Raw genomic sequence first — 15,659 nt, forward strand, 5'->3', positions numbered from 1 at the left:
CGGTACCTCAAACGGCAGGCGAGCATGGCGATATGTCCTCACTCAGGGTGTCCACGCCCTGGTTCGACGAGACCGACGGCGAGAGTTCCTGGCTCCCGGGGCTACCTACCCCGGTGACAGTGGCGGGACCGCGCCGGACTTCCACCGGCTTCCTCTTCTGCCGTCGTACATGGCTCCGGCAGTCCACCATGGGCCCGGAAGGGCCGTCAACTTGCTGTTGACCTGCGACGGGAGAGTGTGCCGAGGCCCACATGCGGCCGGTCACAGCCGTCACAAAAGAGTGGGGTGCGGGACGGTGAACCGTCCCGCACCCCACCGGATGTCCGGTCGTCGCGTCAGGCGACGATCAGATAGATCCCGTACCCCACGGCCGCCGCGCACGCCGCGAAGCAGGCGTAGGCGCCGGCCACCGCGGCGGCCGCGGTGCCGCCCTGGGCCACTGCCCGCTCCTGGCGGGAGAGGCCCATGATGCCGAGGGTGAAGAGGGCCACGAGGGCCACGGTGACCACGAGGCTGACGCCGAAGACGGAGCCCAGTGCTGCCCAGTCGATTTCCATGCGGGTGATTCCTTCGTTGCTGCTGGGTGCGGGCGGCTCAGACGGCGGCGGCCGGCGGGGCCGCGGGCTCCGTGGTGGCGGCCGGGGACGGGATGGTGGCGGTCAGGTCGTCCGCGACCGTGCCGGTGGGCGGCGGGGTCACGGCCGCGATCGCCGTGGTGACCACGCCGGCCGGCTCGCCGTCGGTGTCGTTGACGTTGGACGCGTCCACGACCTCGCGGCGGGAGATCTTCCAGATCGCGGCGCTGGAGGCGATCAGGAAGACCGCCACGACCGCCGTGCCCCAGTCGCCGAGGTCGGTGACCGACTCCGCGAGGGCGCCTACGAGGGCTGCCGCCGGGAGCGTCAGGCCCCAGGCCACGAACATGCGGGTCGCCGTGGACCAGCGGACCACGCCGCCCTTGCGGCCGAGGCCGGCGCCCATCACCGAACCGGAGACGGAGTGCGTGGTGGAGAGGGAGAAGCCCAGGTGCGAGGAGGCGAGGATGACCGTCGCGGCGCTGGTCTGGGCGGCGAAGCCCTGCTGCGGCTGGAGGTCGGTCAGGCCCTTGCCCATCGTGCGGATGATGCGCCAGCCGCCGAGGTAGGTGCCGAGCGCGATGGCCAGACCCGCGGAGAGGATGACCCAGGTGGGCGGGTCGGAGTCGGGGGCGACGGCGCCGCCGGCGACGAGGGCGAGGGTGATGATGCCCATCGTCTTCTGCGCGTCGTTCGTGCCGTGGGCGAGGGAGACCAGGCCGGCCGAGGCGATCTGGCCCGCGCGGAAGCCCTTGGCCGCCGCCTTGCCGTCGGCCTTCTTGCCGAGGGTGTAGGAGAGGCGGGTTGCCAGCATGGCGGCGAGGCCCGCGACGACGGGCGCCGCGATCGCCGGGATGAGGACCTTGGTGACGAGGACGTCACCGTGGACCGCGCCCATGCCCGCCGAGGCGATGGTGGCGCCGATCAGACCGCCCATGAGGGCGTGCGAGGAGCTGGAGGGGAGTCCGACCAGCCAGGTCAGCAGGTTCCAGAGGATCGCGCCCACCAGGGCGGCGAATATGACCTCGGGACGTATGCCGCTCTCGTCGACGAGACCCTTGGAGATCGTGTTGGCGACCTCCACGGAGAGGAAGGCGCCTACAAGGTTCAGCACGGCGGACATGGCCACCGCGACCTTGGGCTTGAGCGCACCGGTCGAGATGGTGGTGGCCATCGCGTTCGCGGTGTCGTGAAAACCGTTCGTGAAATCGAACGCGAGTGCGGTTACGACCACAATCGCGAGGATCAGCGAGAAGTTTTCCATTTACCCAGGCAATCGTTCGAGCGTCATTGGCTGGTCGAACGTAGGTAACCAGGGTGAACGGAAGGTGAACTGAGGCGGGCCGCACGGTGTCCGGAACCGAGGGTTTCCCCTCCGATCCTCCGGCGCGGTCCGGTACGGCCCAGCCGCCCCAGGGGTCACGAGCCCCGGGCGAACTTCCTCAGCTGTGTCATGGAGCCGTTGAAGAGATTCTGATCACCCGGCAGGCTGCCGCTGTTGTCGTACTGCCAGATCGTCCAGTACCCCCAGCCCTTGGGCAGGGCCCCGGCGTCCGCCGAGTTGTAGCGGGCGACCCACAGTGCGTGATTCGCGGCGAAGGCGGTGCTGCCGCCGGTGCAGACGTTCCACCAGTGGGCGGTCGTGTAGATCACCGGACGGCGCCCGGTGAGCCGCTTCACCTCGTTGCTGAAGGACTTGATCCAGCTGACCAGCGCCGCCTTCTTCATGCTGTAGCACTTGTGCTTGGCGTCGTACGGGTTGTACTCGATGTCGAGCGCCGGCGGCAGAGTCCAGCCGTCCGCGCTCCAGCCGCCGCCGTTGCGCACGAAGTACTGCGCCTGCGTCCTGCCCGACGACTTGTTCGGCAGGGCGAAGTGGTACGCCCCGCGGATCAGGCCCGCATCGCGCGAGCCGTTGTACTGCTGGTCGAAATACGGGTTGCGGTAGGTGTGGGACTCGGTCGCCTTGATGTAGACGAACTTCGCCCCCTTGGACTTCGCACTCTGCCAGTTGACGTTCTTCTGGTGCGAAGAGACGTCGTGCCCCTTGGGTTTACCGGCCGCCGAAGCCGGATACTCGGCCAGCGCGGTCCCCGTGAGGGTGAGCGCTGCCACGGAAGCCGCTATGAGGCGGGCGCGGTGACGGGAAGGTTTGCGATCACGGGCCATATTTCCCCCCGGAATGGCGACGTGCACGACAAATCAGGCAGAGATTACTGGAAGATCGGTGAAAGCTAGTCGATCTACGGCCAAGCCTCCGCGGAGGGTGAAGTATCCGCATTTGCGCCCTTCCGGACGCCGGGCCTCCGCCCTAAAGTGCCTCCGCCCGGCGGCACTTCGGGGCCGCACCTGACAGGATCGCGGCATGGCTGAGCAGCGACGCGACCAGCGGGACGTACGGGGTGCCGGGGAGGGCGCACAGGATGTGCCGGAGCCGTGGCGGCGGGGTGTGGGCGCCGAGGAGGCGACCGCCTGGGAGGAGCTCGTCGCGACCGCGCGTCGCACCGTCGCCGAGGGGCTCGTCGTCGGCACCTCCGGCAACGTCTCCGTGCGCGTCGGCGACACCGTGCTGGTCACGCCCTCGGGAGTGCCCTACGACCGGCTGACACCGGACGACATCACCGGCGTCGATCTCGACGGCCGGCAGGTCCTCGGCCGGCTCGTCCCGACGAGCGAGCTCCCCATGCACCTCGCGATCTACCGCGCCACCGACGCCGGCGCCGTCGTCCACACCCACGCCGTCCACGCGACGGCCGTCTCGACGCTCGTTCCGGAGCTCCCGGCGATCCACTACATGTCCGGCGCCCTCGGCGGCGCCGTCCGGGTTGCCCCGTATGCGACGTACGGCACCCAGGAGTTGGCCGAGAACATGCTCCACGCCCTCGCCGACCGCACCGGCTGCCTCCTCCGCAACCACGGCACGATCACCTACGGCACCACCCTCACCCAGGCCTACGACCGCACCGCCCAGCTGGAGTGGATGTGCCGCCTGTGGCTGACGGCGTCCTCGGTACCGGGCCTGAGCCCGAGCCTGCTGTCGGAGGAACAGGTGGGGGAGGCGGGGGAGAAGCTGCGGGGGTACGGGCAGCGGCAGTGACGAGCCCGCCGCGGCCCGCCCCCTCTCTTGCTGTCTCTTGCTGTGCGGCGTCACTCTCCACCGTCCTCCCGCTGGCCGGTGAGCGGGTACGCCAGGACACTGGACGGGTGCGCACTGTCAAAGCGACGGCCGCTGCCGTCACCGTGGCCCTGGCCGCCGGCGCCGCGAGCGTCGCCGCCGGACGACTCGCCAGCGACGCCGCGTTGAAGGCGCCCCCGGGTCGGCCCCTGCCCAACGAACCCCGGCTCACCGTGCACGCCACCGCGGCCGGCCAGATCGCGCTCACCCGGGACCTGGCCGCCCTGCGCCCCGGCACCTACGGCCTCGCCGGTGACGGCAGCCACGCGGTCGTCGGCCCCGTCCTCGGCACCGCGGCCCACTCCGCCGACACCGTCGTCCGCCGCCTGGAGCGCGTCACCCACGGCACTCTCAAGCCCGGCGACAAGGTGTGGCTCACCCCCAACACCCGCATCGGCAACCCGAGCTCCGCCCTCGGCCTCGACCACGCCGACGTCGACGTCCCCGGCGAACTCGGCGCCCTGCCCGCGTGGTTCGTCCCCGGCGTCCGCGGCACCTGGGTCATCTCCGTGCACGGGCTCGGCACCACCCGCGAACTCTCCCTGAACGTCATGGAGTTCCTCACCGCCCGCCGCTTCCCGGTGCTCGCCCTCGCCTACCGCGGCGACCTCGGCGCGCCCCGCCCACCGGACGGCCTGGGCCACCTCGGCGAGACCGAGTGGCGCGACCTGGACGCGGCGATCCGCTACGCCGTCCGCTACGGCGCCAAGAAGGTCGTCCTGCACGGCTGGTCCACCGGCGCGACGATGGCCCTGCGCGCCGCCGCGCACTCCGGCGTCCGCGACCGGATTTCCGGGCTGATCCTGGACTCCCCGGTGCTCAGCTGGGAGACCACCCTGCGCGCCCTCGCCACCGCCCGCCGCACCCCGGGCGCCCTGCTGCCCCTGGCCGTCCGCGCCGCCCAGGGCCGCACCGGCCTGCACGCCGACGCCGCCGCCGAGGGCGCCGACCCGAGCCTCCTGAAGGTGCCGACCCTGATCCTCCACGGCCCCGACGACACCATCGCCCCCTGGACCCTCTCCCGCCGCCTCGCCGCCGCCCGCCCCAACCTGATCGCCCTCCACACCGTCCCGCACGCCCCGCACGGAGCCATGTGGAACGCCGACCCGAAAGGCTACGAAGAGGCACTCCGCCGCTTCCTGACCCCACTGATGTGACGCCCTTCGCGAGCCTTCGGCGCGGCCCCCCACCGCTCTCGGGCCTCGCTGATGTGACGCCTGTTGCGGGCTCCGGCGCGGTCACCCGCCGCTCTCCGGCCCTGCCGACCTGAAGCCCGTTGCGGGCTCCGGCGCGGCCACCTGCCCCTCTCCGGCCCTGCCGACCTGAAGCCCTTCGCGGGCCCCGCTGCGGCCACCCACCGTTCTCCGGCGCTGCCGACCCCACGTCCTTCGCGGGCCCTCGGCGCGGCCACCCATCGCCCTCCGGCCCTTCTGACCTGAAGCCCTTCGCCCGCCCCGGCGCGGTCACCCGCCCCTCTCCGGCCCTGCCGACCCGAAACCCTTCGCCGGCCCTCGGCGGTGACATCCGCCGCCCTCCCACCCCGCTGATGTAACGCCCCCGGCCGCCCTCCGTCCGCCCCCGGCAGACACATCCACCGGTTCCGTTTAAGGGCGTACCACTGGCCAGTTCTCGGTCCCCGACCGCCCGCCGCGCCCCCTCCCTTGGCCCTCTCCGTCGCCCGCCGTTACATTCCGTTTGGGTTTTCGGACCGTCAACCGGAAGACTGCACCCGTGACGTCCCGTATCCCGCGCGACTCCAGGCTTCGACTCGTCCGACCGCGACCCCTGGCCGCCGCCCCCCGAGCGATGACCCAGCGGCCCTCGCGCCGCCCCGCACCCCGCCCACCGGAGGGCACCCCGGCCCAGGCCGAGCTGGCCAGAATGGCTCGCTCCCAACTGGCCGGCGCCGCCCGCGTCGCCCACTGGGCCGACGCCGCCCTGGGCCCAGGCCGGGACGCCGGGCAGCACGACGGCAAGGCCACCCTCTCCGACGCCAGCGCCGAACGGGCCGCCGCCGACCTGGGCCTGACCGTGGCTCAGGTCCGCGCCGACTGGGACACCGCGCGTCTCGCCGGCCTCGTCGAGGTGCACGGCGACAGCGCCCGCCCCGGCTGGCGGCTGCGCGCCTGGGACCGCGACGACAGCGCCGTACTGCGCGGCTGGGTCGCCCTCTTCGATGCCTGGTCCCTCGCCCACCCGGAACCCCCGGAGCAGGAGGCCGCCGCCGTCGCCGAGGTCGTCTCGGCCATGCCGCAGGTGCTCTCCTTCCTCCAGCTCTCCGCGGGACCCGTGCCCGTGGAGCAGCTCCTGGACCTCCTGGAGCAGCGGGTCACCGAGCTGCGCACCGAACGCTGCGAGATCCCCTTCGGCCCGCAGCCCGAGCCTGAGCAGGCGGCCCCTGAGCAGGCCGACCCCGGTCAGACGGACGCCCACCAAGCGGACCCCGGTCACGCCGACCCCGAGGACACCCCCCTCGAACCCCTCCTCGACTGGGCCCTGCACGCCCTCGCCTCCGTCGGCGCCCTCACCTACGGCGACGCCCAGGCCACCCTGACCCCGCTCGGCAGCTGGGCGGTCTGGGTCAAGCTGGAGCAGATCTGCGTCGCCGCGCAGAGCCCCGCCGGAAACATCGAGGCCGTCGCCGAGGAGATGCTCCGCGGCTGTGCCCAGCTCCGCCCCAAGGCGGCCCGCGACGAGTACCGCGCCTGGCTCGCCGCCAGACCCGTCGGCAGCGCCGTCACCGAGCTGCTCGGCGCCGCCCGCGGCGAGGACGCCCTGCTGCGCGGCCTCGCCTTCGAGGCGCTGCGCGTCGTCGGCGCCCCTGCCGAGCCCGATGTCCGCGCGGTGGTCGACGAGCCGACCCTGCGCCCCTACGCCCTGCTGTGGCTCGCCGTGCACGACGGCGCCGACCCGGAGGACGCCCACGAGGTGCTCACCCGGGAGGAGGCCACCTGGCTGTGGGTCGACACCGCGGCCGCCGTCGCCGACCACGGTGAGGCACCGCTGCTGGTGCGGCACCTGGAGTCCGCGGTGCAGCCGACCGTCCCCATGCTCCTCGACGAGGTGCGCGCCGTCGGTCACCCCCGCACCGTGCAGGTCCTGGTCGCGCTCGCCGCCGCCCACCCCGACCCCGCGCTCGCCAAGGCGGTCCGCCGGGCGGCCTTCCAGGTGCACACGGGGGGCAGCTGAAGACGGGTCAGCCCCGTATCTCGGGCGCGTACGTCCCGAAGCTCCAGATGTTGCCTTCCAGGTCCCGGGCCATGTAGTCCCGCGCCCCGTACTCCTGGTCCGTCGGGGGCATCAGGATCTCGGCACCCCGCTCCACGGCCCGCCGGTGGTGTGCGTCGACGTCGTCCACGACGACGTACACCCCGGTGGTGCCCGCGTCCTTCATCGCCGCGTCGAAGGCACCGCCGCGCCCCTTCGAACCGAGCATGACCGCGCCGTTGCCCTGGACCAGCTCGGCGTGCTGCACCGAGCCGTCCTCCCCCTCGAACACCGCCAGCTCGCTGAAGCCGAAGGCCTCCGTGAGTTGCCTGATCGCCGCCTTGGCGTCCGCGTACAGCAGCGTCGGATAGATGCTGGGCCGCCCACCGCCCGTGCCTGCCCCGCCCGTGCCTGCCATGCCGATCACTCCCTCGTGATCACATACCGGAATTGCCGGGAATCCGACATGCCCCACAGTCTTGCAGCCACCACTGACAACCGCCCCTGACCAGGAAAAACACCACCGCCGCCTCAGCTGAAGGTGTTGCAGCGGGCCATGTCCCCGCTCTCGTACCCCTGCCGGAACCATCCCTGCCGCTGCGCCGCCGACCCGTGCGTCCACGACTCCGGCGTCACCCGCCCCTGGAACCGTTCCTGGATCCGGTCGTCGCCCACGGCCGCCGCCGCGTCGAGGCCGTCGGTGATGTCGGCGTCGGTGAGGCTGGTGATCAGGGGGCGTCCGGTCGACTCGTCCTTCGTGGTCGTCGCGTGGTGCGCCCACACGCCCGCGTAGCAGTCCGCCTGGAGCTCCACCTTGACCGCGTTGCTGTTGGCGCCGGTGCGCCCGTCCTGCGACCGGCTCAGCGTGCCCATCAGGTCCTGCACGTGATGCCCGTACTCGTGCGCGACGACATAGGCCTGCGCGAAGGCGCCGCCGCTCGCGCCGAACTTCGACCTCAGCTCGTCGAAGAAGCCGAGGTCCAGATAGACCTTCCGGTCTCCGGGGCAGTAGAACGGTCCGACCGCTGAGGTCGCCGCCCCGCACGCCGTACCGACCCGTTGGCTGAAGAAGACCGTGGGGGAGCGGGAGTAGCTGCCGCTGCGCCGCTGGAACTCCTGGTCCCAGTAGTCCTGCACGCTGTTGACCACCGCGACCATGCGGCAGTCGTCCCGGGTGTTCGCGTCCTGCCCGGTCCGGCAGGACTGCTGGACCTGCGCCAAAGCGGACGCGGTGGCCGCCGGCTGTCCGCCGCCCTCGTCGGTGAGCCCGAGCTGGTTCGGCCCGACGCCCAGGAACAGCCCCAGAAGCAGGGCGATCAGCCCCGCGATGCCACCGCCCACGGTCGCCTTGCCGCCAGGGATGCGGCTGCCGCGCACGTCCTGGACCTCGGAGGTGTCCAGCTTGGCGTCGTCGTCGAACTGCATGCCGTCATCGTCACCCGCACCCCGGGGCGGGGCTTCGGGCGCTGGCCCGAACGGGCGACACCGTTCGAACGTCCGAGTCCAGGAAAAGTGCTTGCATCGCCCCGTTAGACTTGGCCCATGGCCATTCTCCTCGCGCATTAGACGGCGGGAACGTCCTCAGCCGTCCACATCCCGCCACACAACCGCCCTGGAGTCTGTCCGTGATCTCCGCCTCCGGTATCGAGCTGCGCGCCGGCGCCCGAGTCCTCATCGAGTCCGCCACCTTCCGTGTCGCCAAGGGCGACCGCATCGGTCTGGTCGGCCGCAACGGCGCGGGCAAGACCACCCTCACCAAGTGCCTCGCCGGCGAGGGCATCCCCGCCGCAGGCCAGATCACCCGCTCCGGTGAGGTCGGCTACCTCCCGCAGGACCCCCGTACCGGGGATCTCGACGTCCTCGCCCGCGACCGCATCCTCTCCGCGCGCGGGCTCGACGTACTGATCCGCAAGATGCGCGAGAACGAACAGCGGATCGCCAACGGCCAGGGCGCCACCCGCGAGAAGGCCCTGCGGCAGTACGAGCGCCAGGAGACGGAGTTCCTCACCAAGGGCGGGTACGCCGCCGAGGCCGAGGCCGCCACCATCGCCGCCGCGCTGAACCTGCCCGACCGGGTGCTCGGCCAGCCGCTGCACACGCTCTCCGGTGGTCAGCGCCGCCGTATCGAGCTCGCGCGGATCCTCTTCTCGGACGCGGACACGCTTCTGCTCGACGAGCCCACCAACCACCTCGACGCCGACTCGATCGTCTGGCTGCGCGACTACCTCAAGACGTACCGCGGCGGCTTCATCGTGATCTCCCACGACGTCGACCTGGTCGAGACGGTCGTCAACAAGGTCTTCTATCTGGACGCCAACCGCGCCCAGATCGACGTCTACAACATGGGCTGGAAGCTCTACCAGCAGCAGCGCGAGGCCGACGAGAAGCGCCGCAAGCGTGAGCGGCAGAACGCCGAGAAGAAGGCCGCGGCCCTGCACTCGCAGGCCGACAAGATGCGCGCCAAGGCCACCAAGACGGTCGCGGCGCAGAACATGGCCAAGCGGGCCGACCGGCTGCTCGCGGGGCTCGACGCGGTGCGGGTCTCCGACAAGGTCGCCAAGCTCCGTTTCCCCGAGCCCGCGCCCTGCGGCAAGACCCCGCTGACAGCGGAGGGACTGTCGAAGTCCTACGGCTCGCTCGAGATCTTCACCGATGTCGACCTGGCCATCGACAAGGGGTCGAGGGTGGTCATCCTCGGGCTCAACGGTGCCGGCAAGACGACCCTGCTGAGACTCCTCGCCGGTGCCGAGCAGCCGGACACCGGTGCCGTCGTCCCCGGTCACGGGCTGAAGATCGGCTACTACGCGCAGGAGCACGAGACCCTCGACCCGGAGCGCTCGGTCCTGGAGAACATGCGCTCCTCCGCCCCCGACCTGGACCTGGTCGAGGTCCGCAAGGTGCTGGGCTCCTTCCTGTTCTCCGGCGACGACGTCGACAAGCCCGCGGGGGTCCTCTCCGGCGGCGAGAAGACCCGGCTGGCCCTCGCCACCCTGGTCGTCTCCTCGGCGAACGTGCTGCTCCTGGACGAGCCCACCAACAACCTCGACCCCGCCAGCCGCGAGGAGATCCTCGGCGCGCTGCGCACCTACAAGGGCGCCGTCGTCCTGGTCACGCACGACGAGGGCGCCGTCGAGGCGCTCCAGCCGGAGCGGATCATTCTGCTGCCCGACGGCGTCGAGGATCTGTGGGGTTCCGACTACGCGGACCTCGTCGCCCTCGCTTGATCGAACGGTTGATCAACTAGGTATGGATCATTCGGCTTACCGGTGATCCATCATCTGTGTGAGATCTCCTCGTACCGAGGTGTGTCCTACATCCATTTCGCGGCCGATCCCTTTATCGACAAGGGCTCGGCCGCGCCGCGTCGCTGACCTGGGAATTCACAAAAGAACCCGTTCGGCGGTACGAACGGCCCGTCGCGGAATCATGGATTCCGTATGTGGGGACTCGCTCCTGTCGTCACAACCTTGTCTTACGGACCTTGCCGAATGGGTGGCCATGAAGCCCCGGAGGGGTGATCATGAGGGGACCAGAGCGCACTTCCCATGAGGAGGCACGGGTGGCCGAGACTCTGAAGAAGGGCAGCCGGGTAACCGGCGCCGCGCGCGACAAGCTCGCGGCAGACCTGAAGAAGAAGTACGACTCCGGTGCGAGCATCCGGGCGCTGGCCGAGGAGACCGGCCGCTCGTATGGCTTCGTACACCGGATGCTCAGCGAGTCCGGCGTCACGCTTCGTGGGCGTGGCGGCGCGACCCGGGGCAAGAAGGCCGCGTCGTCCTGATTCCGGGCGGCCCCTCGGCTTCGATGGTGGCCACCCGGTCGATCCCCTGATCGCCCGGGTGGTTACTGTGCAGTCACTTAGCTGTGCCATGAGGCACGGCGGATGACCGCACTCATCGGAGGCGCCCCATGGGCCAGGAACTCGTTCCCCTGCTCGACAAGGACGGCGTACGGCTCACCGTCGACAACGCGCTCGCCACGGTGACGCTGACCAACCCCGCCAAGCGCAACGCCCAGAGCCCCGCTCTGTGGCGCACGCTCGCCGAGGCGGGTCGGCTCGTGCCGGGCTCCGTCCGTGTCGTTGTGCTCCGTGGTGAGGGCAAGTCCTTCTCCGCGGGGCTCGACCGGCAGATGTTCACGCCGGAGGGGATCGAGGGCGAGCCGTCGTTCATCGACCTCGCCCGCAGTGGCGACGCCGAACTCGACGCTGCCATCGCGGAGTTCCAGGAGGGCTTCACCTGGTGGCGGCGGAGCGACATCGTGTCCATCGCCGCCGTCCAGGGGCATGCCATCGGGGCGGGCTTCCAGCTCGCGCTCGCCTGCGACTTCCGCGTCGTCGCCGACGACGTGCAGTTCGCCATGCGCGAGACCAGCCTCGGCCTCGTCCCGGACCTCACGGGCACGCACCCCCTCGTCTCGCTGGTCGGCTACGCCCGGGCGCTGGAGATCTGCGCCACCGGGCGCTTCGTGACGGCCGAGGAAGCCGTGAACACCGGCCTCGCCAACATCGCCGTACCGCTCGACCAGCTCGACGCCGCCGTCCAGGACCTGGCCGGAGCCCTGCTGGCCGCGCCTCGGGACGCGGTGATCGAGACCAAGGCGTTGTTGCGCGGCGCGCAGGACCGGACGTACGACGAGCAGCGTGCGGCTGAGCGGGGCGCTCAGGCGCGGCGTCTGCGTGAGCTCGCCGGGCTGGGCGAATGAGCCGTATCTGAAGCGGCGCCCGGCGTCCGGGGCTGTGCCCACCCGTTCCGCCCTGCGGAACGACTGCCCACAGCCAGGCCGGCAGTCGGGCCGCGGTTCCTAAACGACGGCCGTCACCAGGACCGCCACCGTCGGGTGGCCCGGTAGCGCCTTCGCCACCTCCTTGCGGACCGCCCGGGCGACCTCCACCGCCCGGCGCTCCGCGTCCACCGCCACCTCCACCCGGACGTGGCGCCGCGCCAGGGCCCGCTCGCCCTGCCGCTCCTCGACCTGCACCGCCCGCCCGAGCGCGGCCGTCAGCCCGGTCACGCCGGGCACCGACAGCGCCGCGACGGCGGCCGGATCCCCGGCGGCCTCCTCCAGCGGCGGTTCCGGCCGCCGTACGGGACCGGCCTCCGGTTCCTCGTCCAGCAGGGCCGTCACCCGCAGGTCGACCTCGCTCACCTTCAGACCGAGCCGTTCCGTCGCGGCCGTCGCCAGGGCGGTGCGCAGCAGGGCCGCCGTCGTCGGCAGCGGCGCGTCGGCCGTCGCCGCGAAATCCGCCGTCACCCGCAAGGGGCCCGGCGGCAGCGCGCTGGGCGGCGGCGGTACGACGGGGTCGTGCGCGTCCTCCGGATCGGCGAGGGCGATCCGCAGCCCGTCCAGCCGTACGCCCCGCAGCTCCCGTGCGGCACTCCGCAGCACCGCATCGGCCGCCTCCTCCGCGATCCACGCGCCGTCGCGCGCGCCGCCCAGCGGCAGCAGCCTGCCGAGGCCCAGCTGATGCCGCACTGCCCGCCCGTCGCCCACCACCGCCCTGTTCGAAGGCGCTTCGCGCCGCCCCCCGATCCCAGTCCACCGGTCCGCCGTCATTGCTCCAGCCTGCCGCATCACCGGCGCGCGGGGGCGCAACCCCACTTACGGTGGTCACAGGACGACGACCACACGGGAGGACGTACGGCGATGACCGACACGACACAGACCCCTGAGGCGGAGCCGGGTGTACAGCCGCGCAAGGCCGTCAAGCGCGGCGGCGGGGACCCGGCGAGCAGGGGGCGGACCACCATCGCCGACGGCGTCGTGGAGAAGATCGCCGGGCTGGCCGCCCGGGACGTCCTGGGAGTGCACGCGATGGGCAGCGGGCTCTCGCGGACCTTCGGGGCGGTGCGGGACCGGGTGCCGGGCGGGTCGAAGTCCGTGACCCGGGGCGTGAAGGCCGAGGTCGGCGAGGTGCAGACCGCGCTCGACCTGGAGATCGTCGTCGACTACGGGGTGTCGATCGCCGACGTGGCGCGGGCCGTGCGGGAGAACGTCATCGCGGCGGTGGAGCGGATGACCGGTCTTGAGGTCGTCGAGGTCAACATCGCCGTGAGCGATGTGAAGCTGCCCGAGGAAGAGGACGAGGAGCCGGAGCCCCGGATCCAGTGAGGACCGACAGGGCTGAGGGGAGCGCACCATGAGCATGGCCGTCGTCGGCATGATCGCCGGCATGGCGCTGGGCTTCGCCGGGTACTTCGGCGGGTTCGGTGCCTTCCTGCTGGTGGCGGCGCTGGGCGCCATCGGCTTCGTCGTCGGACGGTTCCTGGAGGGGGACCTGGAGCTAGGCGACTTCTTCCGCACGCGTGACGACCGGCGCGACCGGCGGTGACCTGAGTGACCACCGAGACCGGTGAGCTCCGCAGACCCCCGACCGTCGTACCGCCCGGCGAACGCGGCGCGACCCGCATCGCCGACCGCGTCGTCGCGAAGATCGCCTCCCAGGCGGCCCGCGAGGCCATCGGCGAGGTCCCCGAGGACGCCGCACCCCCGCACGCCACCGTCGTGGTTCACCACGACACCGCCCGCGTCCGCGTCCACCTCGAACTCGACTACCCCACCGACATCGGCGCCCGCTGTGCCCGGGTGCGTCGACATGTCGTGGAGCGGGTACGCGCGTTGGTGGGAATGGAGGTGCCGGAAGTCGCCGTCCAAGTGGAACGGCTGCACCCGGCACACGGCGCGGCACAGGGGAGGACGCGATGAGCGAGCCCCAGGGCTCCGAGGGCACGACACAACGGCTGCCGGTACTGGAGAAGGCGACCGAACCGGACACCACACCACCATCGCCGCCACCCGTCCTGGCGGGCGGGCACGAGGGCCGCTTCTGGTCGCCGCGGCGCGTCCCGGCCGCCGTCGCGGCACTCCTGCTCCTCGCCCTCGCCGGACTCTTCCTCTACGACATCGCGGCCGTCCGCGCCGAGCAGCCCGCCATGCGCTGGCGCCGCGAACTGGCCACGCAGCTCGCCGAACGCCCCCTCGACGACACCTGGGTCCTCGTCGGCGCCGGCATCGCCGCCGCCCTCGGCGTCTGGCTCATCGTCCTCGCCGCCACCCCCGGTCTGCGCGGCCTCCTGACGATGCGCCGCACCCACACCGACGTGCGGGCCGGCCTCCACCGCGAGGCCGCCGCCCTCGTCCTGCGCGACCGGGCCGTCGAGGTCGCCGGCGTCCAGTCGGTACGCGTCCGCCTGGGCCGGGCCAAGGCCGACGTCAGCGCGGTCTCCCACTTCCGCGAACTGGACGACGTACGCGCCGACTTGGACGCCACCCTCACCGAGGCGATCAGGGGATTGGGGCTGGCCCGGCCGCCCGCTCTGTCGCTCCAGGTGCGGCGGCCCGGGAAGAAGGGGTGAGGCCGATGCTCCGGATCGTCAACCGGGTCCTGCTCGGGCTGATCGGACTCGTCCTGCTGCTGCTCGGCGGCTCGGTACTGGCCGTGGGCCTGGGCCTGAACCCGCCGTCCTGGTGGATCCACGACAGCCGCCACGACGTACTCCTCGACGCCGGCGAACGCACCCGCTGGGAGGGCCACGGCTGGTGGTGGCCGACCGTGCTCGCCGTCCTGGCCGTCCTCGTCCTGCTCGCCCTGTGGTGGCTGACCGCGAACCTCCGCCGCCACCGGCTGACCGAGGTCCTGGTCGACACCGGCGACGGCGAGGGCGCACTCCTCCGGGGCCGCGCCCTGGAGGGCGTACTGGCCAACGAGGCGACGGAGTTGGACGGCGTCTCCCACGCCCAGGTCCAGCTGACCGGCAGGCGCAACGCCCCGGAGACCCGCGTACGACTCCTGCTGGAACCGCACGTGGACCCCGGGACGGCACTGCACCACCTGACGGAGGAGGCGCTGACGCACGCACGCAATTCGGCGGGGCTGGCATCACTGCCGGCGGAGGTCCGCATGAAGGCGGTCAAGCACAGGGCGGAAAGGGTGAGTTGAGAGACCTAGAACCCGTGCCGCATCCCGCCGTCGACCGGCACCATGATCCCTGTCAGGTAGGAAGCGGCGGGGGACAGCAGGAACGCCGCCGTGCGCCCGAACTCCTCCGGCGTGCCGTAGCGCCGCAGCGGGATCCTCGATTCGTTGGCCGCGCGTGTGGCCTCCGGATCCGCCGACAACCCGTCCAGCTCGCGTACGCGATCCGTGTCGATGCGGGACGGCAGCAATCCGACGACCCGGATCCCGCGCGGGCCCAGCTCATCGGCGATCGACTTGGCGAAGCCGGCGAGTCCGGGACGCAGCCCGTTGGAGATCGTCAGTCCCGGAATCGGCTCGTGCACCGACCCTGACAGCACGAACCCGATGACACCGCCCGCGTCCAACTCGGCCGCGGCCGCGCGGGCGAGCCGGACCGCGCCCAGGAAGACCGAGTCGAAGGCCTTGGCCCACTGCTCGTCCGTGGTGTCCGCGAGGAACCCCGGCGCCGGACCGCCGACGCTGATGAGGATCCCGTCAAACCCCCCGAAGTGCTCCCGCGCGGCGGCGATCAGCTGGGCCGGCGCGTCCGGGTCGGCGTTGTCGACGGCCACGCCCACCGCGTTCGGCCCCAGTTCGGCGGCGGCGTCGGCCGCCCGCTTCTCGTCCCGCCCGGTCACCACGACCTTCGCCCCGTCGGCGACCAGCTCGCGCGCGGACGCGTTGCCCAGTCCACGGGTGGCCCCGGTGACGACGTACACGCGGTCCTTCAGTCCAAGATCCATGG

18 protein-coding genes and 1 riboswitch are annotated in these 15,659 nt (G+C 71.9%); of the genes, 11 read left to right on the forward strand and 7 right to left on the reverse strand.

Annotated features, from left to right (window positions below; genetic code table 11):
- Nucleotides 1–61: 61 nt before the first annotated feature.
- A riboswitch (cobalamin riboswitch) is annotated at nt 62–204 on the reverse strand.
- A 131-nt stretch (nt 205–335) separates the two neighbouring features.
- From ABZ928_RS46415 to ABZ928_RS46425, 3 genes are all read right to left on the reverse strand, one after another.
- Nucleotides 336–557 carry a hypothetical protein gene (locus ABZ928_RS46415; RefSeq protein WP_361533787.1) on the reverse strand — a complete coding sequence of 74 codons (222 nt, stop codon included), beginning with the start codon at nt 555–557 and terminating at the stop codon, nt 336–338.
- Nucleotides 558–594: 37 nt separating this feature from the next.
- Complete coding sequence (locus ABZ928_RS46420) at nt 595–1,839, reverse strand: inorganic phosphate transporter (protein ID WP_361533790.1); 1,245 nt, start codon at nt 1,837–1,839, stop codon at nt 595–597.
- A gap of 155 nt (nt 1,840–1,994) precedes the next feature.
- Nucleotides 1,995–2,744, reverse strand: a complete 750-nt coding sequence (locus ABZ928_RS46425; protein ID WP_361533793.1) for a lysozyme — start codon at nt 2,742–2,744, stop codon at nt 1,995–1,997.
- A 196-nt stretch (nt 2,745–2,940) separates the two neighbouring features.
- Between ABZ928_RS46425 and ABZ928_RS46430 the strand changes: the two genes are divergently transcribed.
- The 3 genes from ABZ928_RS46430 (at nt 2,941) to ABZ928_RS46440 (ending at nt 6,939) form a co-directional block, all read left to right on the forward strand.
- Nucleotides 2,941–3,672 (forward strand): class II aldolase/adducin family protein, encoded by a 732-nt coding sequence (locus ABZ928_RS46430; RefSeq protein WP_361533796.1) that lies wholly within the window; start codon nt 2,941–2,943, stop codon nt 3,670–3,672.
- A 107-nt stretch (nt 3,673–3,779) separates the two neighbouring features.
- Nucleotides 3,780–4,907 carry an alpha/beta fold hydrolase gene (locus ABZ928_RS46435; RefSeq protein ID WP_361533799.1) on the forward strand — a complete coding sequence of 376 codons (1,128 nt, stop codon included), beginning with the start codon at nt 3,780–3,782 and terminating at the stop codon, nt 4,905–4,907.
- Between the two features lie 574 nt (nt 4,908–5,481).
- Nucleotides 5,482–6,939: a hypothetical protein gene (locus ABZ928_RS46440; RefSeq protein WP_361533802.1), complete on the forward strand. Its 1,458-nt coding sequence runs from the start codon at nt 5,482–5,484 to the stop codon at nt 6,937–6,939.
- A 7-nt stretch (nt 6,940–6,946) separates the two neighbouring features.
- Here ABZ928_RS46440 and ABZ928_RS46445 read toward each other — a convergent pair whose 3' ends face one another.
- Together ABZ928_RS46445 and ABZ928_RS46450 are read right to left on the reverse strand one after the other, a co-directional pair.
- Nucleotides 6,947–7,375, reverse strand: coding sequence for a VOC family protein (locus tag ABZ928_RS46445; RefSeq protein ID WP_361533805.1), 429 nt, complete (start codon nt 7,373–7,375; stop codon nt 6,947–6,949).
- A 113-nt stretch (nt 7,376–7,488) separates the two neighbouring features.
- On the reverse strand, nt 7,489–8,382 hold the full coding sequence (locus ABZ928_RS46450; protein ID WP_361533808.1) for a neutral zinc metallopeptidase: 894 nt from the start codon (nt 8,380–8,382) through the stop codon (nt 7,489–7,491).
- 200 nt (nt 8,383–8,582) lie between these two features.
- On the opposite strand from ABZ928_RS46450, the gene ABZ928_RS46455 reads away from it, so the two are divergent.
- From ABZ928_RS46455 to ABZ928_RS46465, 3 genes are all read left to right on the forward strand, one after another.
- Nucleotides 8,583–10,181: an ABC-F family ATP-binding cassette domain-containing protein gene (locus ABZ928_RS46455; RefSeq protein WP_361533811.1), complete on the forward strand. Its 1,599-nt coding sequence runs from the start codon at nt 8,583–8,585 to the stop codon at nt 10,179–10,181.
- Nucleotides 10,182–10,516: 335 nt separating this feature from the next.
- Nucleotides 10,517–10,738, forward strand: coding sequence for a helix-turn-helix domain-containing protein (locus ABZ928_RS46460; protein WP_004002281.1), 222 nt, complete (start codon nt 10,517–10,519; stop codon nt 10,736–10,738).
- 128 nt (nt 10,739–10,866) lie between these two features.
- Complete coding sequence (locus ABZ928_RS46465; protein WP_361533814.1) at nt 10,867–11,661, forward strand: enoyl-CoA hydratase/isomerase family protein; 795 nt, start codon at nt 10,867–10,869, stop codon at nt 11,659–11,661.
- Between the two features lie 99 nt (nt 11,662–11,760).
- Here ABZ928_RS46465 and ABZ928_RS46470 read toward each other — a convergent pair whose 3' ends face one another.
- Nucleotides 11,761–12,432, reverse strand: a complete 672-nt coding sequence (locus tag ABZ928_RS46470) for a nucleopolyhedrovirus P10 family protein (protein ID WP_361533817.1) — start codon at nt 12,430–12,432, stop codon at nt 11,761–11,763.
- Nucleotides 12,433–12,603: 171 nt separating this feature from the next.
- Here ABZ928_RS46470 and ABZ928_RS46475 point away from each other — a divergent pair, with 171 nt between their 5' ends.
- From ABZ928_RS46475 to amaP, 5 genes are read left to right on the forward strand one after another with little or no spacing between them, the layout of a single operon-like run.
- Nucleotides 12,604–13,068 (forward strand): Asp23/Gls24 family envelope stress response protein, encoded by a 465-nt coding sequence (locus ABZ928_RS46475; RefSeq protein WP_361533820.1) that lies wholly within the window; start codon nt 12,604–12,606, stop codon nt 13,066–13,068.
- 28 nt (nt 13,069–13,096) lie between these two features.
- Nucleotides 13,097–13,288: a hypothetical protein gene (locus ABZ928_RS46480; RefSeq protein ID WP_289916454.1), complete on the forward strand. Its 192-nt coding sequence runs from the start codon at nt 13,097–13,099 to the stop codon at nt 13,286–13,288.
- A 5-nt stretch (nt 13,289–13,293) separates the two neighbouring features.
- Nucleotides 13,294–13,662 carry a hypothetical protein gene (locus tag ABZ928_RS46485; RefSeq protein WP_361533823.1) on the forward strand — a complete coding sequence of 123 codons (369 nt, stop codon included), beginning with the start codon at nt 13,294–13,296 and terminating at the stop codon, nt 13,660–13,662.
- Nucleotides 13,659–14,312, forward strand: a complete 654-nt coding sequence (locus ABZ928_RS46490; RefSeq protein ID WP_361533826.1) for a DUF6286 domain-containing protein — start codon at nt 13,659–13,661, stop codon at nt 14,310–14,312. The genes ABZ928_RS46485 and ABZ928_RS46490 overlap by 4 nt, the downstream gene beginning before the upstream one ends.
- A 5-nt stretch (nt 14,313–14,317) precedes the next feature.
- Nucleotides 14,318–14,896, forward strand: coding sequence for an alkaline shock response membrane anchor protein AmaP (gene amaP / locus ABZ928_RS46495; protein WP_361533829.1), 579 nt, complete (start codon nt 14,318–14,320; stop codon nt 14,894–14,896).
- A gap of 5 nt (nt 14,897–14,901) precedes the next feature.
- Here amaP and ABZ928_RS46500 read toward each other — a convergent pair whose 3' ends face one another.
- Complete coding sequence (locus ABZ928_RS46500; RefSeq protein ID WP_361533832.1) at nt 14,902–15,657, reverse strand: SDR family oxidoreductase; 756 nt, start codon at nt 15,655–15,657, stop codon at nt 14,902–14,904.
- Nucleotides 15,658–15,659 lie beyond the last annotated feature (2 nt).

Source organism: Streptomyces sp. NPDC046909, assembly GCF_040644695.1.
In the GTDB taxonomy this organism is placed as follows: domain Bacteria; phylum Actinomycetota; class Actinomycetes; order Streptomycetales; family Streptomycetaceae; genus Streptomyces.

Bases quoted from the DNA above. Each gene is read 5' to 3' on its own strand.
- ABZ928_RS46480 (WP_289916454.1), top strand. From the start codon at position 13,097: ATGAGCATGGCCGTCGTCGGCATGATCGCCGGCATGGCGCTGGGCTTC.
- ABZ928_RS46445 (WP_361533805.1), bottom strand. From the start codon at position 7,375: ATGGCAGGCACGGGCGGGGCAGGCACGGGCGGTGGGCGGCCCAGCATC.
- ABZ928_RS46450 (WP_361533808.1), bottom strand. From the start codon at position 8,382: ATGCAGTTCGACGACGACGCCAAGCTGGACACCTCCGAGGTCCAGGAC.
- ABZ928_RS46475 (WP_361533820.1), top strand. From the start codon at position 12,604: ATGACCGACACGACACAGACCCCTGAGGCGGAGCCGGGTGTACAGCCG.
- ABZ928_RS46420 (WP_361533790.1), bottom strand. From the start codon at position 1,839: ATGGAAAACTTCTCGCTGATCCTCGCGATTGTGGTCGTAACCGCACTC.
- ABZ928_RS46425 (WP_361533793.1), bottom strand. From the start codon at position 2,744: ATGGCCCGTGATCGCAAACCTTCCCGTCACCGCGCCCGCCTCATAGCG.
- ABZ928_RS46465 (WP_361533814.1), top strand. From the start codon at position 10,867: ATGGGCCAGGAACTCGTTCCCCTGCTCGACAAGGACGGCGTACGGCTC.
- ABZ928_RS46500 (WP_361533832.1), bottom strand. From the start codon at position 15,657: ATGGATCTTGGACTGAAGGACCGCGTGTACGTCGTCACCGGGGCCACC.
- ABZ928_RS46415 (WP_361533787.1), bottom strand. From the start codon at position 557: ATGGAAATCGACTGGGCAGCACTGGGCTCCGTCTTCGGCGTCAGCCTC.
- ABZ928_RS46490 (WP_361533826.1), top strand. From the start codon at position 13,659: ATGAGCGAGCCCCAGGGCTCCGAGGGCACGACACAACGGCTGCCGGTA.
- ABZ928_RS46430 (WP_361533796.1), top strand. From the start codon at position 2,941: ATGGCTGAGCAGCGACGCGACCAGCGGGACGTACGGGGTGCCGGGGAG.
- amaP (WP_361533829.1), top strand. From the start codon at position 14,318: ATGCTCCGGATCGTCAACCGGGTCCTGCTCGGGCTGATCGGACTCGTC.